We start from the raw sequence: 19,940 nt of genomic DNA, 5'->3' as shown, positions 1-19,940 counted from the left end.
ATCGTATCGATTCGATCCGCGGGCGCCGAGGCACCGCGGAACCGACCGGCAGCCCCGCGAGGGCCGCCGAGCACGACCCACCCAGCCCTCCCGGAGGACATGTCATGACCAGCACCACGCGGCCGTCCGGCCGCACGTTCCCGGCCGACTTCCTCTGGGGGTCGGCGACCGCGTCGTACCAGATCGAGGGTGCCGCGGCCGAGGACGGTCGCACGCCGTCCATCTGGGACACGTTCTCGAAGACGCCCGGCAAGGTGCTCAACGGCGACACCGGCGACGTCGCGGTCGACCACTACCACCGCGTCCCCCAGGACGTCGCGATCATGTCCGACCTCGGCCTGCAGGCCTACCGGTTCTCGATCTCGTGGTCGCGCGTGCTCCCGCAGGGCACGGGCGAGGTCAACCAGGCCGGCCTCGACTTCTACTCCGACCTCGTCGACCGGCTGCTCGCCGCGGGCATCAAGCCCGTCGTGACGCTCTACCACTGGGACCTGCCGCAGACGCTCGAGGACGCGGGCGGCTGGACCAACCGCGCCACCGCCGAGGCCTTCGCCGAGTACGCGCGCGTCGTCGCGCGCGCCCTGGGCGACCGGATCCACCTCTGGACGACGCTCAACGAGCCGTGGTGCTCGTCGTTCCTCGGCTACGGCTCGGGCGTGCACGCGCCCGGCGTCACCGACCCCGCCGCCGCGCTCGCGGCCGTGCACCACCTCAACCTCGCGCACGGCCTGGCCGCCCGCGCGATCCGCGACGTGCTCGGCCCCGGCACGCCCGTGTCCATCACGCTCAACCTGCACGTCACGCGCGCCGCGTCCGACGCTCCGCAGGACGTCGAGGCCAAGCGCCGCATCGACACCATCGCCAACGAGGTCTTCCTCGGCCCGCTCCTCGAGGGTGCGTACCCCGAGCGCGTGTTCGCCGACACCGCGGCGATCAGCGACTGGTCGTTCGTGCAGGACGGCGACCTCGAGCTCATCCGGGTCCCGATCGACCTGCTGGGCGTCAACTACTACTCGACCGGTCGCGTGCAGCACGGCACGCCGCCCGTCGGGGACGGCACCCCCGGCCCCGACGGCCACCGCTCGTCGGTCGTCAGCCCGTGGGTCGGCGCCGACCAGGTCGAGTGGCTCCCGCAGCCCGGCCCGCACACCGCGATGGGCTGGAACATCGAGCCGCAGGGCCTCGTCGACCTGCTCGTCGAGCTCCACGACCGCTACCCGGGCCTGCCGCTCGCCATCACGGAGAACGGTGCCGCGTTCTACGACACCGTGACGCAGGACGGCCGCGTGCACGACGTCGAGCGCGTCGCCTACCTCCACGACCACGTCGACGCCGTCGGCGAGGCCATGGACAAGGGCGTCGACGTGCGCGGCTACTTCGTGTGGTCGCTGTTCGACAACTTCGAGTGGGCCTACGGGTACGACCGCCGCTTCGGCGTCGTGCACGTCGACTACGACACCCAGGTCCGCACCGTGAAGGACTCGGCGCGCTGGTACCGCGAGCTCGTCCGCACCGGCACCGTCCCGATCCCGGAGTCGGCCGCGTCGCTCTGACGCGCCCCGCCCGCACCGACGGCCGGTGCCCCGCTCACGCGAGCGGGGCACCGGCCGTCCGCGTTGGTGCCGGGCCCGGGGCGTGCGTGAGGATGGACCCGTGCCCCGGTCCCGTCCCTCGTCGCGTCGCCCCTACGGGGCGCAGCACGTGCCGCTCGACGTCGACCGGGCCACGGGCGGGCGGCGCTCCGAGGCGGGGCCGGACGGCGAGTGGACCGTCCAGAGCGTGCGCGGCTCGGACCGCGAGTACCGCTGCCCCGGGTGCGACCAGCTGGTCCCTGCGGGCACGGCGCACGTCGTCGCGTGGCGCACGGACGACTGGCGCGGCGCGGGCGTCGACGAGCGCCGGCACTGGCACACCGCGTGCTGGCAGGCCCGCACCCGACGCGGCCCGACCCGCCGATGACCGCTCCGCACCGCGCAGAGCCGAACGACGCCGACGTGCGTCTGGTCGCGTCCGACCTCGACGGCACGCTGCTGCGCCCCGACGGCACGGTCTCGCCGCGCACCGCCGCGGCGCTCGCCGCCGCCGAGGCCGCCGGCCTCGACGTCGTGTTCGTGACCGCCCGGCCGCACCGCTGGCTCACCGAGCTGCAGGCCCACGTGGCCGGGCACGGTGTCGCGATCTGCGCCAACGGGGCGTCGGTCGTCGACGTCGCCGGCCTGCGGGTGCTCGAGGAGCACGGCATGGACCGGGCGCGCGTCGCGGCCGTCGCCGCGCGGCTGCGCGACGCGTGGGGCACCGACGCCGTGCACCTCGCGGTCGAGAGCGCCGAGGGCTTCGCCGCCGAGGACGGCTTCGTCTCGATCCACGAGGTGCCGCCGGGCGCGCGCGCCGCGGCCCGCATCGAGGACGTCCTGCCGCGCACGACGCTCAAGGTCCTGCTGCAGGCCACCGGGCGCACGCGGCACGTCGACACGTTCGTCGCCGAGGCGCAGCACGCGATCGGCGACCTCGCGCACGTGTCGTCGTCCGCGACCGTCCCGCTCGGGGAGATCGCCGCGCCCGGCGTCACGAAGGCCGCCACGCTCGCCGCGTGGGCCGCGCGCCGCGGCATCGCGCCGGAGCACGTGTGGGCGGTGGGCGACGCCCCGAACGACCTGCCGATGCTGCGCTGGGCCGGCCGCGCGTTCGCGGTCGGCAACGCGCTGCCCGCGGTCCTCGCCGCCGCGGACGCGACGCTGCCGTCGAACGCCGACGACGGCGTCGCGGTGCTCCTCGAGCGCGCCGCGGCCCTCGCCCGGGCGCGCGACCTGCGCGGACGCGGCTAGGGTCGACGGACGTCACGACCGAGGCCGACCGTACGGAGGAGGGCGCATGACCGCGACCCCGATCGTCCTGCTGCACGCGTTCCCGCTCGACCACCGGCTGTGGGACGACGTCGCCGCCGTCCTGGTGCGCGACCGGGAGGTGATCGCGCCCGACCTGCCCGTGCCGGCGGGGGAGGACCTCCCCGAGCCCGCGCTCGAGGTCGTCGCCGACCGGGTCGCAGCACTGGTCCGGGACGCCGGTGGCCGGGCGGTCGTCGCGGGGCTCTCGATGGGCGGCTACGTGGCGCTCGCGCTGCTCGAGCGGCACCCCGACGTCGTCGCGGGCCTCGCGCTCGTCGACACCAAGTCGACCGCCGACACCGCCGACGCGGCCGCGCACCGGCTCCGCGTGGCCGACGAGGTCGAGGCCGCCGGGTCCGTCGCGCCCGTCCGCGGCTCGGCCGGCACCCTGCTCGGGGAGAGCACGCGCACCGCCCGCCCCGAGGTGGTCCAGCGGGTCACCGCGTGGATCGACGAGCAGGAGCCGGCACGCGTGGCCTGGGCCCAGCGCGCGATGGCGGCGCGACCCGACCGCACCGAGGCGCTGCGTGCGTACACGGGTCCGGTCACGGTCGTCGTCGGCGACGAGGACGCCGTGACCGGTGCGGACGCGGCCGAGCACCTCGCCAAGGCCGCCGCGCAGGCCACGCTCGTGGTCGTGCCGCGCGCCGGCCACCTCACGGCTGTCGAGGACGCGCCGGCGGTCACGACGGCGCTCGTCGAGCTCGCGCAGCGGGTCGACGCGTCCGAGGGCTGACCGCTCGGGGGAGGGGACGGCTCAGGCGTCGCCGGCCAGGACCCGCGCGAGCGCGTCGGGCAGGTCGATCGAGTCGCCGTCGCGTCCGCCCGCACCGATGATCAGCGGTGGGTCCTGCGGCACGGGCTGCACGCCGCGGAACCGTGCGACGAGGGACGGCGGCGCCGTCAGGACGTAGAACTCGCCCGCCGTGTCGATGCCCACGGCGCCGTCACGACGCAGGTACCAGCCCCGCAGCGGGGTCCGGTAGCGCGCGCGGCCGTCGTACGACCGCACCTCGAGGGCGACCGGCTCCAGGCCCGCGGCCCGCGCGTCCGCGAGGAACTGGGCGATGTGCGCGCGGGCACGCGTCGACTCGGCGCGCTGCTGCGCGGCGAGCGCCTCGGCGTGCGCGGCCGCGGCCTCGCGCCGGCCGGCGCGCCACCGGGCCGTGGCGTCGTCGTGCGCCGCGTCGTCGTGTGCCGTGTCGTCGGACGCCGCGGCGGCCGGCTCACCGGTGGGGCTGCCGGGTCCGGCGGCCCCACCGGTGGCGGGACGGTCGCTGCTCATGGACGGGGACGTCTCGGGACGGCCGTCAGCGGGCCGCGGAGTCCGTCGCGGCGTCCACGGAGGACTCCGCCGGGGTCTCCTGCGCGGGTGCGTCCGGCGCGTCGGCGCCCGCGGCATCCGTGCCGGACGTCGCGTCCGTGCCGGACGTCGCGTCCGGCTCGACCGCCGGCGACGGCACGACCGGGACGGCCGCGGACACCGGTGCCGGGCGGGCCTTGGTCGGCCGCGACGCGCGCGCCGCGGGCTTCGCGGCCCGCGCGGGCGTGTCGTCCGCCCGGCCCGGGCGCCCCGCCCGGTCGTCGGCGGCCTTCCCCGAGGGCTCGGACGCCGCGGGACGGGCCGCACCCTGGGCCTGGTCCTTCTCGAACCGCTCCTCGATGCGCCCGGCCTTCTCCAGCGCCGCCCGGTCGGGGTTGGTGCCGAGCAGGTTGCGCAGCTCGTCGAGGTAGGACGTGATCGACTCGCGCTGCCGGTTGAGGTCCTCGACCTGCCGGGTCGCGGTGGTGCGCTCGCGCTCCGACTCCGTCATGGCGTCGGAGATCTGCTTCTCGGCGTGCTCGCGGGCCTCGGCGACCACGCGGTCGGCGTTGCGGCGCGCGTTCGACAGCAGCTCGGCTGCCTGCTTCTCGGCGTCGGTGCGGACCTTCTCGGCGTGCGCGAGGGCCTTGGCGACGCGCTCCTCGGCCTCCTGCGCGTGCGACTCGGCGTCGGCCACGAGCCGCTCGGTCTCGGCACGCGCGGCCTCGTGGCGGTCGGCGTCCTGCTTCTCGGCGGCCTCGTGCTGCGCGGCGATCGCGAGCTCGGCGTCGGCGAGCTGCTGCTCGGCCCGGTGCACGAGCTCACCGGCGCGCGTGCGGGCGTCGGTGGTCGCCTCGGTGATCGCGCGTCGCGCCTCGGTCTGCAGCTTCTCGACCTCGAGGCGCGTGCGCTCGCGCAGCTCGGTGGTCTCGCGCTCGGCCGCGGCACGTGCCTCGGCGGTCTCGCGCTCGGTCGTCGAGCGCAGCTCGTCCGTCTCGCGCTGCGCGGTCTCGCGCAGGTGCGCGACCTCGTGACCGGTCCGCTCGCGCAGCTCGGTGGTCTCGCGGTCGGCCAGCGCACGCAGCTGCGAGGCGTACTGCTCGGACTCGGTGCGCAGGGTCGCGACGGCGTCCTCCGCCTCGGCGCGTGCCTGGGCGATCTCGTCCGACGTCGACGCGCGCAGCTCGCCGGCCTCGCGCTCGGCGGTCGCGCGCACGTACGCGGCGTACTGCTCGGCCTCGGTGCGCAGCGCGGCGACCTCGGCGGCGACGCGCTGCTGGAGGGCCGTCGCGTCGCGGTCGGCGGCGGCGCGCGTCGCGTCGGCGTACTCGGCGGCAGCGGCCCGCAGCGCCGTGGTCTCCTCGGCCGCCGACTGCCGCCACGCGGCGACCTCGGCGTTGACCTCCGAGCGCACGCGTGCCGCGTACCGGTCGGCCTCGCCACGCAGCGCGGCCACCTCGGCCTCGACGCGCTGCCGGAGCTCGGTGGTCTCCTGGTCGGCGCTCTGCCGCAGGTCCTGCGCGTACCGCTCGGTCTCCTCGCGCAGCGCGGTCGTCTCGGACTCGGTGCGGCTCCGCAGCTCGGTGGCCGTGCGCTCGGTCGCGATCCGCAGCTGCGTCGCCTCGTGCTCGACGCGCGCCCGCAGCGTGCCCAGCTCGCGCTCGAGCGACGTGCGGCGCTCGCTCTCCTCGGTCGCGACGGCGCTCTGGATGCGCGCGGCCTCGCGCTCGGCGCTGCCGACCAGCTCCTCGGCGCGGCGCTGGGCCGCGGCCACCGAGCTCTCGGCCTCGGCCTGCGCCGTGGTCCGGACCTCCTCCGCCTCGCGGCGCGCGGTCGCGAGCAGCTCGGCGACCTCGTTCTCGGCGCGTGCCCGGAGCTGCCCGGACGCGAGCTTGGCCCGCGCGAGCGCGTCCGCGGCCTGCGCGTTCGCCTGCGTCATGACGTCGGAGGACTGCTCCTCCGCCGAGCGCAGCAGCTGCTCGATGCGCGACCCGAGACCGGAGTACGTGGGTCGCTCGGCCTCCCGGAGCTGCCGGTGCGCCTCGGAGAGCTCGCCCGCGACGCGCAGCTTCTCGGCGTCCAGCGCCTCGACCTGCGCACGCGCGTCCGCCAGCGCCTGCTCGAGCGAGGCGACGGACTCGTCGACGGCGTCGCGGTCGTAGCCGCGGAAGCTGACGACGGGGAACGGGTTCCGAGCTTCGGGCACGAGCGATCCTCCTGGGACGGGGGCCCGGCGGGCGGGGTGGCCGAGCCGTGCTCGGCGCGCCGGTGCCCCGCAAGGATACGCGGCGGTGCGCCCGTGACCAGGGTGCTTCGGGCCTGCGGACGCGTGCTCGGACGCTCGTCCGGGAGATCCCCGGTGGCCGACGTCCCGGGCGTGGCCCTGGCCGCGGGGGCGATGTGGACGTCCCATGGACGCCCCGTCACGATCGTGGGCGGGAGCGGGAGTCGGATCCGCCCCGGTTCGGCCCGAGGCGCCTGGTCCGCCTATCCTGGATCGTTCGTCTGCGGAGAGGACTGCGCGTGCTCAAGCGACTTGTCGTCGCCCTCGTCGGGCTCGCCGGTGCGGTGGTGATCGCGCTCGGCGTCGCCTCGGCGACGCTGTGGCGCGCCGACGACGTCCTCGTCGCGCAGCTGCGCGCTGACGAGCCGATCGTCGTCACCGAGCCGGGTGTGCTCGAGCTCGCCGCGACCGAGGTGACGGTCCGCGTCGAGGCCGACGGACCGGTCGTCCTCGCCGTCGGCCGCGACACCGACGTCGACGGCTGGGTGGGCGCCGACGCCCACCAGCGCGTCACGGGCCTGACCGGGTGGCACGAGCTGGCGGCCGACGACGTCGCCGCGGCCGCACCGGAGACGTCCCCCGCACCCGAGGGCGAGGCGGCGCCGGAGGGTGAGACGGCACCCGAGGAGGGAGCCGCGCCGGAGGGTGAGGCGGCACCCGAGGATGCAGCCGCGCCGGAGGGTGAGGCGGCGCCCGAGGCAGCGGCCGCACCGGAGGGTGACGCTGCGCCGGAGGGCGAGGCGGACGCCGCGCCGCAGCCCGCGGCCGACGCGGCCGTCCCCGACCCGACGGGCTCGGACATGTGGGTGCTCGAGGCGTCCGGCGACGGCGACGCCGAGCTGACGTGGACGCAGCAGCCGGGCCGGTGGACGGTGCTCGCCGTCAGCAAGGACGGGAGCGCTCCGCGGATCTCGTTGGCGTGGCCGCAGGTCGTCACCACCCCGTGGCTGTGGCCGGGCGTGAGCGTCGGCACGCTCCTCGTGCTGCTCGCGGTCGGTCTGCTCGTCCGCGACGTGCGTCGCGCGCGCCGGGGCCCCGAGCCGGACTGGACGCCCGTGCTCACGGGGCCGCTCCCGACGGTCGGCGGCGACGGCGCCCCGGTCCAGCTGACCCGGCGTCAGCTGCGCGAGCTCGCGGCGCGCGGCGCCGTCGCGGACAGCGGCGTCGCGGCGCCCCGGACGGGGGCCACCCCGTCGGTCGCCGCACCGCCCGCCGCGGAGCCCGCGGCCCCGGTGGCGCCGGCCGCCGCCCCGCAGCCCGTGGACGTGGTGCCCGTGGCCGCGAGCGCGCCGGTCGTGCCGGCCGTCGCACCGGCCGTGGCGACGCTCGCGGACGCCGCGGCGCCGGCGGTCGCCCCGGTCGCCGCCGCGCTGGGGGAGACGGCCCCCGTGGTCGCCGGGCCGGTCCTGCCCGTGACCGAGCAGCTCGCGCCCGTCACCGGGGCGCTCACGCCCGTGGGGGCGGTGACCGGGCCCGTCGGCGAGGTCCTCGCCCCGGTCGCGACCGTGCTCGCGCCGGTCGGTGACGCACTGGCGCCGGTCGGCGAGGTCCTGGCCCCGCTGGGTGGGCCGCTCGCCCCGCTGGGTGAGGCCCTGGCGCCCGTCGGGTGCCTGCTGGAGCCCGTGACCCGGCCGCTCGCACCCGTCCTGTCGCCGGCGCTGACACCGCTCGCACCCGTCCTGGGTCCGCTCGCGCCGGTGCTCGAGCCGCTCGCGCCCGTGGTGCGGCCGGTGGTCCCGGTGCCGCCGTGGTCGCCGCCGGGCGTCGACCCACCCGTGACGCCCGCCGGGCCCGGAGCCGGTCCGTCCGCCCCGCCCGGGGCCGGGCACGGGGCGGTGCCGCAGGCCGCGCCCGCGCCGGCCAGCGACGCCCCGGCGCCGCTCGCGCCGCAGGTGCCGACCACTCCCGGCACGGCCGCGACCGAGGTCGCGCGGGCCACGTCCGGTGCGCCGGCGCACGCGTCCGCCGCTCCGTCCGAGGCGGGTGCCGTCGCCGACGCCGCCCCGCCCGTGGCCCCGGCGGCTCCGCTCCCCGGGCCGACCGAGGTGCCGGCCGCCCCGCCCTCCGCACCGACCGGCGCGGCCGGTGCCGCCCCGAGCCCCCGCGGCGCGACCGACGCGACCCTCGCGGGCGGCGCGCACGCGGCGTCCCTGCACCTGCTCGCCACGCTCGTGGCCCAGCAGGACACGTGCCCCGTGGGGCCCGCACCCGAGGTCCCGCACAGCCCGGCCTGACCGGACCGCGCCGCACCCGCGCGTGCGGCACGCGTCCTCCGCGCCCCTGAGCGGGCGCTCCGGTTCTCAGGCAAGGAGCACGACCATGCACACGTACGTCCGCCGAGCGCTGCACACGGCGCTCCTCGCAGGTGGCCTCGTGGCCGCCGGGGCCGTCGCGGCCCACGCCGCCCCCTCGGACGGCACCATCCTCGACGTCGGCATCACGCTGGGTGCCGACCCCACGACCGGGGAGGGTGCGCTGCTCGACCTCCCCGTGTCCGTCCCCGTCGACGTCTCGGGCGTCGCGGCCGGCGTCCTGGGCGACGCCGACGTCACGCAGCCCGCACCCGCGGCTCCGGACCCGGCACCCGCGCCGGCGCCGGGCCCGGAGGCGCCCGCCGCGCCCGCCCTCGTCGAGGTGCCGGTCACGGTGCCCGTCGACGCGTCGTCGATCGCGGTCGCCGTGCTGGGTGACGCGACGGTCGTCGAGACGCCTCAGCCCGCGCCGGCGCCCGCGCCGGCCGATGCGGCCCCCGCACCCACCTCGGGTGAGGCCGCAGCGGTGCAGGCGCCCGTGACCGTGCCCGTCGACGTCGCGGGCGTCGCGGTCGCCGTCGGTGGCGACGCCACCAGCACCGGCGTGACGGGCGCGGGCGCCGCGCCCGCCGCTCCCGCCCCGGAGGACGCCGGCGCGCCGGCGGACTCCGACGGCGGGCTCGTCTCGGCCCCGGTCACGGTCCCCGTGGACGTCTCCGGCCTCGCCGTCGGCCTCCTGGGGGACGCGCTGGTGACGGGTTCCGCACCCGCACCGGCACCCGCTCCCGCCCCGGGGCCCGCCCCGGGCGACGGCTCGGGCGGTGCGCTCGTGAGCGCACCCGTGACGGCGCCGGTGCGGGTCGACGGCGTGGCCGTCGGCGCGCTGGGTGACGCCGAGGTGACGGGCGCCGGGACGCCGGGCTCGTCCGCACCGGGCTCGTCTGCACCGGGCGGTGCGGGCGACGACGCCGTGGTGGCCGCACCGGTCACGGTGCCCGTCACGGTCGACGGCGTCGCGCTGGGCGTCCTCGGTGACGCGACGGTGACCCGGACGGTCGCCCCCGGCGCCGACGCCGCGGAGCCGGGGGCGTCCGTCCCGGGCTCGGGTGGCGGGCTCGTCTCGCTGCCCGTGACGCTGCCCGTCGACGTCTCGGGCGTCGCGCTCGGCGTGCTGGGGGACGCGACCGTGACCCGGGCCGTGCCCGGCGCGGTCGACCCGACGGATCCCACGGACCCGACGGATCCCACGGACCCGACGGACCCGACGGACCCGACGGACCCGACGGACCCGACGGACCCGACGGACCCGGCGGATCCCACGGACCCGACAGGCCCGACGGGACCCACCGGCCCCACGGGGCCGACCGGTCCCACGGGTCCGCAGGGCCCCGCCGGCCCGACCGGTGACGGCACCGGCGCGACGACCCTCGTCGGCCGGACCCTCGTGCTCCCGGCCGCGTCGACCACGGCGTCGACCGTCGTCGCGTTCCCGGCAGTCGCCGCTCCGTCCGAGCGTGCGTCGCTCGCGCGCACGGGCGCGGAGCTGTGGCTCGCGCCGCTCGCGCTGCTCCTGCTGACGGCGGGTGTCGCGCTGCGGCGCCACGCAGGCCGGGCCGGTGCGCGGTCGCACCACGTCGCGGTCGTCGCGCGGACCGGCACGGTCCTCGCGGTGCCGCACCAGCGGGGTGCGACGGACGCGTCCTGACCGGTGCCGGCCGGCGGGGCGGGCGACCACCCCGCCGGCCGGTCCCGGGTCGTGCGTCGTCGTCCGCCGGGCGGCGACGCACGACCGCGCGTCAGCGCGTCGCCTCGAGACGCGCACGCTCGGCGGACACGTCGTAGGTGGCCGCCGGCCAGCCCAGGTCGAGGTCGGACAGTGCGCGGTGCAGCAGGGCGCTCACGGCGAGCCGCGCGTACCACTTGCGATCGGCGGGCACGACGTACCAGGGCGCGACGTCGGTGCTCGTGCGGTCGAGCACGTCCTGGTAGGCCGCCTCGTACGCGGGCCGGCGCAGGCGCGCGTCGACGTCCGACGGGTCGTACTTCCAGTGCTTCTCGGGGCGGTCGAGCCGCTCGTGCAGGCGCGCGTACTGCTCGTCGGGGGACACCCACAGCAGGACCTTGACGATCGTGGTGCCCGCCGCGGCGACGCGTGCCTCGAACCGGTTGATCTCGTCGTAGCGGGCCCGCCACACGTCGGGCGGCACGAGCTCGTCGACGCGCGCGACCAGCACGTCCTCGTAGTGCGAGCGGTCGAAGACGCCGATCCGGCCCGCGGGCGGCAGCGCGCGTCGCACGCGCCACAGGTAGTGGTGGCGGCGCTCCTCGGGCGTCGGCACGCCGAAGGACCGCAGCGCGACGCCCTGCGGGTCGACCAGGCCCAGCACGTGCCGCACGATCCCGCCCTTGCCGGCGGTGTCCAGCCCCTGCAGGACGAGCAGCACGGACCGGTCACCGCCCGTGCGGCCGTTCGCGTACAGGCGTTCCTGCAGGTCGGAGAGGTCCTCGCCGATCTTCGCGAGCGCACGCTCGCCGTCGGTGCGTGAGCCGTCGAACCCTGGCTTCGCCCGCGCGTCGACGTCGGCCACGCGCAGCCCGGGCCGGGCGCGCAGCAACTCGACCGCGGCGTCGCGGCGCGCGGTCAGGTCGTCGGCCGGCGCGGGAGCGTCCGAGGTCGTGCCCGCCTTGTCGCTCGACCTGCTGCTCGACTTCTTGCCCGACTTCTTGCCCGACTTCTTGTCCGACTTCTTGCCCGACTTCGTGCCCGACGCCTTCGCCATGCGCGTGCCCCTCCCTGCTGGTGCGGTCGCCGGGTCGACGCCGTCGGTCAGGGCCGCGCGGCGAACCGCTCGAGCAGGTCCGCGTGGCCGCCGACGATCACCAGGTCGTTGGCCGAGATGCGGGTCTCGGGCGTCGCGTACTGGAAGTCGATCCCGGGGGACTTCACGCCGATGATGGTCACGCCGTAGCGCTCGCGCACCTTGGACTGCGCGAGCGTGAAGCCCTGCGTCTCCTTCGGCGGCCGCATCTTCACGACGGTGAACCCGTCCTCGACCTCGATGTAGTCGAGCATCTTGCCGCTGACCAGGTGCGCGACGCGCGACCCGGCGTCGGCCTCGGGCAGGACGACGTGGTGCGCGCCGATGCGCTGCAGGATGCGCGCGTGCTCGCTCGAGATGGCCTTGGCCCAGATCTGCGGCACGCCGATGTCCACGAGGTTGCCGGTGATGAGCACCGACGCCTCGAGGTACGAGCCGACGCCGACGACGGCCACGGGGAACTCGCGCGCGCCGAGCTGCTCGAGCGCGTCGGGGTTGACCGCGTCGGCCTCGACGAGCGGGATCCGCCCCGACCACTGCGCGACCAGGTCGGGGTTGCGCTCGACCGCGAGCACGTCCTGGCCGAGCCGGTCCAGGGTCGCCGCGATCGCGGACCCGAACCGGCCGAGCCCGACGACGAGGACGCCGGAGTCCTTCTTGGGGGTGCGCGGCGCCGTGCGGGGCTCGCCGCCGCCCGCGCGCAGGCTCTCAGCCAATGATGGGTCTCTCCTCCGGGTAGCGGATGACACGACGACGGTTGCGCAGCGCGAGCGCCGCCGCAAGCGTCATGGTGCCGGTCCGGCCGATGAACATGAGCACGACGAGGACGTACTTGGCGGGCGTGGGCAGGTCGGGCGTGATGCCCGTCGACAGGCCCGCGGTCGCGAACGCCGAGATCACCTCGAACAGCACGCGGTCCAGCGTCAGGCCCGTCATCGCCAGCAGCAGCAGCGACGACACGAGCACGATCGTCGCCGAGACGAACCCGACGGCGATGGCGACCTGCAGCGACTCGCGGGGGATCCGCCGGCCGAACGCCTCGACGTCGCGGTCGCCGCGCCCCTCGGCGACGATCGCGAGCAGCATGACCGCGAGCGTCGTGACCTTGATGCCGCCCGCGGTGGACGCGGACCCGCCGCCGACGAACATGAGCGCGTCGAGCAGCAGCCAGGTGCCCTCGTGCATCTGCCCGACGTCGACGGTCGAGAACCCGCCCGAGCGCGGCATGACCCCCGCGAACAGCGACGCGAGCGCCGTCCCGCCGGGGTCGAGCGGTCGGAACGTGCCAGGGTTGGTCCACTCGAACGCCGCGACCACGACCGAGCCGAACACGACGAGGCCGAGGCTCGTGGTGATCGTCAGCTTGGAGTGCAGGCTCCAGCGGCGCGGCTCGCGCAGGTGGTTGGCGACGTTGAGGATCACGGGGAACCCGAGCGAGCCGATGAAGACGCCGACGATGATCGGCAGCAGCATCCACCAGTCCGACACGAACGGCGCGAGCCCCTCGGGGGTCGGCACGAACCCGGCGTTGTTGAACGCCGACACGGCGTAGAAGATCGCGTGCCACGCGGCCTCGCCGACGGCCTCGTTGTGGACGACGAGCCGCGGGAACAGCACGAGCGCGATCGCGACCTCGAGCACGGTCGACGTGACGATGACCGTGCGGACCAGCGAGCCGACCTCGCCGAGCCGCGTCACCTTGGTCTCCGACGACACGAGCAGGCGCTGCGTGAGCCCGATGCGCCGCGACACGGCCATGCCGAGCAGCGACGCGAGCGTCATGACCCCGAGCCCGCCGATCTTGATGGCGACGAGGATGACGACCAGACCCCACGTCGACCAGTACTCGCCCGTGGGCACGACGACGAGCCCGGTGACGGTGGTCGCGGACGTCGCGGTGAACAGCGCGTCGATCAGGGGTGCGCGGCCGCCGTGCGCGGTGGCCCAGGGCGCCGAGAGCAGCACGGTGATGATCGCGATGACGAGCGCGAACACGCCGAGCGCGAGACGGGCGGGGGACTGCCGGGCGGACCGGTCGACGTACTCGCGCGCGCGCCAGAGCAGGCCGGGACCCGCCGCCATCCCGCCTCCCGCTGTGCCTCGCGCGTGTGACTCACGTGCCCTGGGGCACACTCTGGCACGTGCCGGGGGCGTGCACGCACCGACGGCACGTGACGCGCGACGCGCACGACGTGCCGGGCGGCGCACGACGCGGCGGCGTCACCGGTCCGGACGGGTGGCGTCCCGGCCCGTCGGGTCGACACCCGCCCGGCGGCGGTGGGAGCGTGGGCGCATGACGGCCCCGGACGCGACGCGTGGCGCGTCCCCCACCCTGCGCGTCGTGTGGTCGACCGAGCTGCTGGCGTACGACTTCGGGTTCGGCCACCCCATGACGTCGGACCGCATCGACCTGACCGTGGCGCTCGCGGCACAGCTGGGGCTGCTCGACGCCCCCGGCGTCGAGGTGGTCGGGGCGCAGGCGGCCCCCGACGCGCTGCTGACGACCGTGCACGACCCCGAGTACGTCGCGGCGGTGCACGCCGCGGCCGAGCACGGCGTGCCGGACCTGGTGCGCGGGCTGGGCACACGCGACGACCCGGTCTTCCCGCAGATGCACGAGGCCGCGGCGCGCGTCGTCCAGGGCACGGTCGACGCGGCGCTGGCGGTGTGGCGCGGCGAGGTCGACCACGCCGTGAACGTCGGCGGCGGGCTGCACCACGCCATGCCCGGCGCGGCGTCGGGGTTCTGCGTGTACAACGACGCGGCCGTCGCGATCCGCGAGCTGCTGGCCGCGGGCGCCGAGCGTGTCGCGTACGTCGACGTCGACGCCCACCACGGCGACGGCGTGCAGGACGTGTTCTGGGACGACCCGCGCGTGCTGACGGTGTCGGTGCACGAGACCGGGTTCGCGCTGTTCCCGGGCACGGGCTACCCCAGCGAGACCGGCGGACCGGGTGCGGACGGCACGGCGGTCAACGTCGCGCTGCCCTCGCACACCGACGACGCGGGCTGGCTGCGCGCGATCGAGGCGGTGGTCCCCGCGGTGCTCCGCGAGTTCGCGCCCGACGTGCTGGTCACGCAGCACGGCTGCGACACGCACCGCATGGACCCGCTCGCGACGCTGCGCGTGTCGGTCGACGCGCAGCGGGTCGCGGCGATGCTGCTGCACGACCTCGCGCACGAGGTCAGCGCGGGTCGCTGGGTCGCGCTGGGCGGCGGCGGGTACGCGATCCTCGACGTCGTGCCGCGCACGTGGGCGCACCTGCTGGGGGTCGCGGCGCACCGGCCAGTCGACCCGGCGACGCGCGTCCCGCAGGTCTGGCTCGACGTCGTCAAGCAGCGCTACGGGCGCGACGCCGTGCCCGTCATGACCGACCACGCGAGCGCGGCGTTCCGGCCGTGGGCGGCGGGCTACGACCCCGCCGACGACGTGGACCGCGCGGTGCGGGCGACGCGCACGGCGGTGTTCCCGTCGCTGGGGCTCGACCCGGAGCTGGACTGAGTCGCACGAGGGTCCGCACGGCGATCCCGCACGGCCGGTCGCTGGGCCGGTCGGGTGCGCCCTGCGCCGTGCGGGTGTCCCGGCTTCCCCACGCGTCACACGCGCCACTATCGTTGACACGGCACCCGGTTCTCGGGTGCGCGACGCCGGCGCAGGGCCCGGCCACCAGGAGGGCCGGGAGATGAGCGACGCGCAGGGCGGGCCGCAGGGGCGCGTGCGGTTCCTCACCGTCGTCGAGGTCGCGGACCTCATGCGGGTCTCGCGCATGACGGTGTACCGGCTGGTGCACGCGGGCGAGCTGCCCGCGGTGCGCGTGGGGCGCTCGTTCCGGGTCCCGCAGGACGCGCTCGACGCCTACCTGCGCTCGTCGGCGACGGTCGAGACGCACGCGGTCGACGAGGAGCGTCGCTCGTCCTGACCCCGCGGGCGGGCGCTCGAACCGGCTCGGAGCCGGGCGTGCGTCGTGCGGACGGCGACCGCCGTTCGCGGACGCGGGGCCCGATCGCGTAAGGTGGGGCCCCGGACTTCTGCGTGCGTGGGCGATCAGCAACGCGCACCGCGTCGATCGACCACCACTCACGGCTCCCGGGGCCGTGACCGGACACGAGTGAGGACCGCACATGGGCTCCGTCATCAAGAAGCGTCGCAAGCGCATGGCGAAGAAGAAGCACCGCAAGCTGCTGCGCAAGACGCGCCACCAGCGTCGCAACAAGAAGTGAGCCGCGCGCCGCGTACGCGGCGCGCAGTGCACCCCGGGCCCGGTCGGACGACCGGGCCCGACGTGTGTCCGGACTTCCCTCCGCTCTCTACAACGATGTAGGGTGACGGTCGTCTGCCACGCTGCGCGCGGGCCGGCAGCCCGACGCACGACGAGGTCGCGACGAGGACGAGGACGCACGTGAACGGACGACGCGGCGGTGCCGTGACCATGCACGACGTGGCCGCACGGGCCGGCGTCTCCATCAAGACGGTGTCGAACGTCGTCAACGGCTACCCGTACATCCGTCAGTCCACGCGCGAGAAGGTCGAGCAGGCGATCGCCGACCTGGGCTACCAGGTCAACGTCACCGCGCGGAACCTGCGCCGCGGGCGCACGGGCCTGATCGGGCTCGCGGTCCCCGAGCTCTCGCTGCCGTACTTCGCCGAGCTCGCCGACTCCGTCATCCGGGCCGCCGAGGCCCGCGGGCTGACCGTGCTGATCGAGCAGACCGGTGCCGTGCGCGAGCGCGAGATCGAGGTGCTCCGCGGTGCACGCCGCCAGTTCACCGACGGCCTCGTCTACTCGCCCCTGGGCCTCGGCCCCGACGACGTCCACGAGCTCGACGGCATCGACTACCCGATGGTGCTGCTGGGCGAGCGCATCTTCGGCGGCCCCGCCGACCACGTCACCATGAGCAACGTCGAGGCCGCGAAGGCCGCCACGCAGCACCTGATCGACCAGGGGCGGCGTCGCATCGCGGTTGTCGGCGCGCACGCGGGCGAGACGGTCGGGTCGGCCGCGCTGCGCGTGCAGGGCTACGCCGCCGCGCTCGAGGACAACGGTCTGCCGTTCGACCCCGCGCTGATCGGCGAGGCCGGGCTCTGGCACCGGGCGACCGGTGCGGAGACGATGTGGCGCCTGCTCGACGCCGACCTCGGCATCGACGCCGTCTTCGGGCTCAACGACGCCCTCGCGCTCGGTGCGCTGCACGCGCTGCACCAGCGGCGCGTCGACGTCCCGGGCCAGGTCGCCGTGATCGGGTTCGACGACATCGAGGAGACGGCGTACTCCTCGCCCACGTTGTCGACCGTCCACCCGGGGCGCGAGGAGATCGCTTCCACGGCCGTGGACCTGCTGCTCGCGCGCATCGAGGCGCCCGACGCCGACCGGCCGTACCGCCAGGTCGTCGCGGACTTCTCGATCGTCGCGCGCGCGTCGACGCTGGGCGAGCACGCGGCCGGGTGACGCGCTGACGGCACGCACCCGGCGTGTCCGGGGTCGTCGTCCCCGCGTCGCCTCAGGCCGCCGCGGCCACGCGTGCGTCGAGGCGGTCGAGCCGTACGTCGACGAGCCACCCGGCGGCGAGCAGCGGCACCGCGAGGCCGCCGAGCACCGCGACGGGGGGAGCGACCCAGCACGTCGCCGCCCACACGACGGCCGCGACGAGCACGCCGAGCGCCGTCCCGGGGCCGAGCGCGGGGGCCAGGGCGAGGAACCGCCACGCGGCCGGCGCGGGGTCGGAGTACCGCCGCAGCACGGCCGGCAGGTACGCGAGCACGACGAGCGTCCACGCGCCGACGATCCCGAGGCCGAGCCCGAGCGCGGCCCGCACGGGTCCGTCCGCGGCCGTCACGACCCACGCGTCGACCGCGAGCAGCGCGCCGACGCCCCACAGCGGCGCCGCGACGACGTTGGCGCGTCGCCACCCGCCCCGCCACGCGCGCCAGAACTCGGCCCAGACGTGCGGCGACGGGTCGCCCGCGGGCAGCCGCGCCAGCACGCGCCCGCCCGCGTCGAGCGCGGGCGCGAGCCCGAGCACCACGCCGCCCGCGAGCGTGCCGAGCACGAGCAGCGCCTGCACGGCCAGCACGTGCGCGACCCACCGCAGGGCCGTCATGACCCCGGCGGCCCACCCGTGCGCGTCCACGCCCCGATCCTCCCAGCCCGCTCGTCCTGGTCCCGCTCGTCCCGCTCCGGCCCCGCCTACGCCGGGCGCGTCGCCGCGGTCACGCGACCGCGCTCGTCCAGCGCCACGACGAGCAGGGCGGCCACGTCGCGCACGGCGTCCCAGCCCGGGAACGCGACCAGCGACACCGCCGCGCCGTCGGCCCAGCGGCCCGTGAAGCGGCCGGCGCCGAGCGCGCGCACGTCCTCGAGGGCCAGCTCGGCGGTCCGCGTGCGCTGCACCGCTGCCGGGTCGGCGCCGACGTCGAGGACCTCCCACGGGCCGTCCAGCACGGCCGGGTCGGCCGGCCAGGTCGACTCGTCGTCGACCTCGCGCGCCGGGCCCGCCCACGGTTGCGGCGAGACCAGCGGCCAGCCGTCGTGCGTCCACACCAGGCGCCGGACCTGCACGCGGTGCCGCGTCGGAGCGTCCTCGTCGCGCACGTGGTGCACGAACGTCTGCCGGCCGGGGCGCCCCGGCGTCGCGGGCTCGGTGAGCACCGCGCCGTGGCCGGGTGCACGCAGCCCCGGGCCGCCCGCGAGACGGTGGCTCGCGAGGACCACGGTGCCGGAGTCGTCGGCGGGCTCGCGCAGGTCGCGGCCGAGCCGGTCGCGGTACGGCCCCGTGACGTGCTCGGCCACGGCCGCGCGCACGTGGTACGTCGAGAACAGCGAGTCCCACGACGCGAGCATCGCCCAGCCGCCGCCCGGGCGGGGGAGCAGGTAGGCGCCCTCGACCGCCCCCTCGACCTCGGGGGCCCGTCGGGCCAGCAGCACGCCGGGACCGGCGGCCGCGCCGTCCGGTCCCGCGTCGAGCGGGAGGCCCGTGGCCGGGTCGAGCTCGACCGCGTGGATGCCGCCGAAGAACGAGCCGTACGCGAGCCGGTGCCGCTCGTGCCCGTCCGCCGTCTCGATCGCGTACGCGGCGTCGATCGCGTTGGGCGGGCCGTCGCCGTGCGGCGTCCCGGTCGCGTCCGTCGGCACCGCGGGGCTCGTCACCACCAGGCCGCGGTCGTGCCACGGCCCCGCGGGGTGGTCGGCCACCGCCAGGCCGATCGCCGAGCGCCGCGAGCCGAACGACGACGCGGACCAGTACATGCGCCACTGCGCGCCCACGCGCACCACCTCGGGCGCCCACAGCCCGGCCGCCCCCACGTCGGCCGCGGTGCGCGGCACGCCCGGCAGCGCCCAGCCGTGGAACGTCCACGTCACGAGGTCGTCGGAGCGGCGCACCTGCACGCCGCCGCGCACCGGCCCGTCCGAGCACGCGTCGGTCGAGAACAGCCAGTAGGTGCCGTCGTCGTCGCGCACCGCGGTCGGGTCGTGGGCGTGCTCCGCCCCCCAGCCGGTGGTGTCGAGGACGTCCGCGGCCGGGTCGAGGGTCGTCACGGCGCTACCCCTTCGTGCCGGTGAGCGCGACGGACTCGATGATCTGCCGCTGGAAGACGAGGAAGACGACGAGGATCGGCAGCAGCGCGACGAACGACGCCGCCATGATCAGCGGGTAGTCGCGCTGCGTGGCGTACTCGACGTTGAGGTTCGCGATGACGACCTGCAGCGTCTGCTTGCCCGGCGAGTTCAGGTAGAGGATCGGCGCGAGGTAGTCGTTCCAGATCGTCATGAACCACAGGATGAACTGCGCCGCGATGGCGGGCCGGATCATCGGCACGATCATGCGGCCGAAGATCGTCAGGTACGACGCGCCGTCGATCTTCGCGGCCTCGATGAGCGAGTCCGGGACGGTCTCGAGGTACTGCCGGATGAAGAAGATCATGATGATGTTGCCGAACAGCAGCGGCACGATCAGCGGCAGCAGGGTGTCGACCCAGTGCAGCCGCGAGAACATCACGAACTGCGGGATCATGATCGTCGGGTACGGGACCATGAGGCCCGTCAGCAGTCCCAGGAAGATCGCGTTCTTGCCGGGCAGCCGCAGCTTCGCGAGCGCGAACGCCGCGATCGCGGACGTCGCCGAGCCGACGATCGTCACGGTGGACGCGACGATGAACGAGTTGCGGAAGCCCGACAGGATCGGTGCCTCGTTCCACATGCGCCAGAACGTGTCCCACTGCGGCTGGTCCGGCCACAGCACGGGCGGCAGCGCGAACACCTCCGCCTTGGTCTTGATCGCGGTCGTGAACATCCACACGAGCGGCGCGACCATCGCGACCGCGAAGATCGCGAGCACGACGAACAGGATCACGTTGACGGTGCGCGACTCGCGGCGCGCACCGCGGGCGGGGGCGGCGGC

At 76.3% G+C, this 19,940-nt stretch carries 18 protein-coding genes; 10 read left to right on the top strand and 8 right to left on the bottom strand.

All coding sequences use genetic code 11. The annotated features are described in order from the left end of the window. The first annotated feature begins 104 nt into the window (after nt 1-104). From ATM99_RS09960 to ATM99_RS09945, 4 genes are all read left to right on the top strand, one after another. Nucleotides 105-1,553 carry a GH1 family beta-glucosidase gene (locus ATM99_RS09960; protein WP_062102770.1) on the top strand — a complete coding sequence of 483 codons (1,449 nt, stop codon included), beginning with the start codon at nt 105-107 and terminating at the stop codon, nt 1,551-1,553. A 100-nt stretch (nt 1,554-1,653) separates the two neighbouring features. Further along, nucleotides 1,654-1,959 carry a hypothetical protein gene (locus ATM99_RS09955; protein WP_062102769.1) on the top strand — a complete coding sequence of 102 codons (306 nt, stop codon included), beginning with the start codon at nt 1,654-1,656 and terminating at the stop codon, nt 1,957-1,959. Nucleotides 1,960-1,994: 35 nt separating this feature from the next. Next, on the top strand, nt 1,995-2,825 hold the full coding sequence (locus ATM99_RS09950; RefSeq protein WP_223304963.1) for an HAD family hydrolase: 831 nt from the start codon (nt 1,995-1,997) through the stop codon (nt 2,823-2,825). 46 nt (nt 2,826-2,871) lie between these two features. Beyond that, a complete protein-coding gene (locus ATM99_RS09945; RefSeq protein ID WP_062102768.1) occupies nt 2,872-3,621 on the top strand; it encodes an alpha/beta fold hydrolase in 750 nt (249 codons plus the stop codon). 21 nt (nt 3,622-3,642) lie between these two features. On the opposite strand, the gene ATM99_RS09940 is transcribed toward ATM99_RS09945, so the two are convergent. Next, on the bottom strand, nt 3,643-4,170 hold the full coding sequence (locus ATM99_RS09940) for a hypothetical protein (RefSeq protein WP_223304962.1): 528 nt from the start codon (nt 4,168-4,170) through the stop codon (nt 3,643-3,645). A gap of 25 nt (nt 4,171-4,195) precedes the next feature. Beyond that, entirely contained in the window at nt 4,196-6,394 is a 2,199-nt protein-coding gene (locus ATM99_RS09935) for a hypothetical protein (protein ID WP_062102767.1), read from the bottom strand. 317 nt (nt 6,395-6,711) lie between these two features. Between ATM99_RS09935 and ATM99_RS09930 the strand changes: the two genes are divergently transcribed. Then, nucleotides 6,712-8,706, top strand: coding sequence for a hypothetical protein (locus ATM99_RS09930; protein WP_062102766.1), 1,995 nt, complete (start codon nt 6,712-6,714; stop codon nt 8,704-8,706). Between the two features lie 85 nt (nt 8,707-8,791). Next, nucleotides 8,792-10,429 carry a hypothetical protein gene (locus ATM99_RS19315; RefSeq protein ID WP_062102765.1) on the top strand — a complete coding sequence of 546 codons (1,638 nt, stop codon included), beginning with the start codon at nt 8,792-8,794 and terminating at the stop codon, nt 10,427-10,429. Between the two features lie 91 nt (nt 10,430-10,520). Here the strand turns inward: ATM99_RS19315 and ATM99_RS09920 are convergent, their stop codons facing one another. The 3 genes from ATM99_RS09920 to ATM99_RS09910 are packed head-to-tail and all read right to left on the bottom strand — an operon-like array spanning nt 10,521 to nt 13,625. After that, a complete protein-coding gene (locus ATM99_RS09920) occupies nt 10,521-11,504 on the bottom strand; it encodes a PPK2 family polyphosphate kinase (protein ID WP_082659531.1) in 984 nt (327 codons plus the stop codon). A gap of 47 nt (nt 11,505-11,551) precedes the next feature. Next, on the bottom strand, nt 11,552-12,259 hold the full coding sequence (locus ATM99_RS09915; RefSeq protein ID WP_082659529.1) for a TrkA family potassium uptake protein: 708 nt from the start codon (nt 12,257-12,259) through the stop codon (nt 11,552-11,554). Beyond that, on the bottom strand, nt 12,252-13,625 hold the full coding sequence (locus ATM99_RS09910) for a TrkH family potassium uptake protein (RefSeq protein WP_062102764.1): 1,374 nt from the start codon (nt 13,623-13,625) through the stop codon (nt 12,252-12,254). The genes ATM99_RS09915 and ATM99_RS09910 overlap by 8 nt, the downstream gene beginning before the upstream one ends. A 211-nt stretch (nt 13,626-13,836) precedes the next feature. On the opposite strand from ATM99_RS09910, the gene ATM99_RS09905 reads away from it, so the two are divergent. The 4 genes from ATM99_RS09905 (at nt 13,837) to ATM99_RS09895 (ending at nt 16,990) form a co-directional block, all read left to right on the top strand. Continuing rightward, a complete protein-coding gene (locus tag ATM99_RS09905) occupies nt 13,837-15,045 on the top strand; it encodes an acetoin utilization protein AcuC (RefSeq protein ID WP_062102763.1) in 1,209 nt (402 codons plus the stop codon). A gap of 181 nt (nt 15,046-15,226) precedes the next feature. Beyond that, on the top strand, nt 15,227-15,463 hold the full coding sequence (locus ATM99_RS09900) for a helix-turn-helix domain-containing protein (protein WP_046529063.1): 237 nt from the start codon (nt 15,227-15,229) through the stop codon (nt 15,461-15,463). A gap of 202 nt (nt 15,464-15,665) precedes the next feature. Then, nucleotides 15,666-15,764, top strand: coding sequence for a 30S ribosomal protein bS22 (locus ATM99_RS18615; protein WP_003792170.1), 99 nt, complete (start codon nt 15,666-15,668; stop codon nt 15,762-15,764). A 209-nt stretch (nt 15,765-15,973) separates the two neighbouring features. Beyond that, nucleotides 15,974-16,990: a LacI family DNA-binding transcriptional regulator gene (locus ATM99_RS09895; RefSeq protein WP_062102776.1), complete on the top strand. Its 1,017-nt coding sequence runs from the start codon at nt 15,974-15,976 to the stop codon at nt 16,988-16,990. Nucleotides 16,991-17,042: 52 nt separating this feature from the next. Here ATM99_RS09895 and ATM99_RS09890 read toward each other — a convergent pair whose 3' ends face one another. The 3 genes from ATM99_RS09890 to ATM99_RS09880 all read right to left on the bottom strand — a co-directional run. Continuing rightward, nucleotides 17,043-17,672, bottom strand: a complete 630-nt coding sequence (locus ATM99_RS09890) for a YesL family protein (RefSeq protein WP_062102762.1) — start codon at nt 17,670-17,672, stop codon at nt 17,043-17,045. Nucleotides 17,673-17,728: 56 nt separating this feature from the next. Further along, nucleotides 17,729-19,078 (bottom strand): arabinan endo-1,5-alpha-L-arabinosidase, encoded by a 1,350-nt coding sequence (locus ATM99_RS09885; protein ID WP_062102761.1) that lies wholly within the window; start codon nt 19,076-19,078, stop codon nt 17,729-17,731. 4 nt (nt 19,079-19,082) lie between these two features. Continuing rightward, on the bottom strand, nt 19,083-19,940 hold an 858-nt coding region (locus ATM99_RS09880), incomplete at its 5' end, for a carbohydrate ABC transporter permease (protein WP_062102760.1).

It is taken from the genome of Cellulomonas sp. B6 (assembly GCF_001462455.1).
Classification (GTDB): domain Bacteria; phylum Actinomycetota; class Actinomycetes; order Actinomycetales; family Cellulomonadaceae; genus Cellulomonas.
The sequence above is the reverse complement of the archived record's forward strand: the minus strand, read 5'-3'. Positions and strand labels throughout refer to the sequence as shown.

Bases quoted from the DNA above. Each gene is read 5' to 3' on its own strand.
- ATM99_RS09960 (WP_062102770.1), top strand. From the start codon at position 105: ATGACCAGCACCACGCGGCCGTCCGGCCGCACGTTCCCGGCCGACTTC.
- ATM99_RS09945 (WP_062102768.1), top strand. From the start codon at position 2,872: ATGACCGCGACCCCGATCGTCCTGCTGCACGCGTTCCCGCTCGACCAC.
- ATM99_RS09940 (WP_223304962.1), bottom strand. From the start codon at position 4,170: ATGAGCAGCGACCGTCCCGCCACCGGTGGGGCCGCCGGACCCGGCAGC.
- ATM99_RS19315 (WP_062102765.1), top strand. From the start codon at position 8,792: ATGCACACGTACGTCCGCCGAGCGCTGCACACGGCGCTCCTCGCAGGT.
- ATM99_RS09920 (WP_082659531.1), bottom strand. From the start codon at position 11,504: ATGGCGAAGGCGTCGGGCACGAAGTCGGGCAAGAAGTCGGACAAGAAG.
- ATM99_RS09910 (WP_062102764.1), bottom strand. From the start codon at position 13,625: ATGGCGGCGGGTCCCGGCCTGCTCTGGCGCGCGCGCGAGTACGTCGAC.
- ATM99_RS09905 (WP_062102763.1), top strand. From the start codon at position 13,837: ATGACGGCCCCGGACGCGACGCGTGGCGCGTCCCCCACCCTGCGCGTC.
- ATM99_RS09900 (WP_046529063.1), top strand. From the start codon at position 15,227: ATGAGCGACGCGCAGGGCGGGCCGCAGGGGCGCGTGCGGTTCCTCACC.
- ATM99_RS18615 (WP_003792170.1), top strand. From the start codon at position 15,666: ATGGGCTCCGTCATCAAGAAGCGTCGCAAGCGCATGGCGAAGAAGAAG.
- ATM99_RS09895 (WP_062102776.1), top strand. From the start codon at position 15,974: ATGCACGACGTGGCCGCACGGGCCGGCGTCTCCATCAAGACGGTGTCG.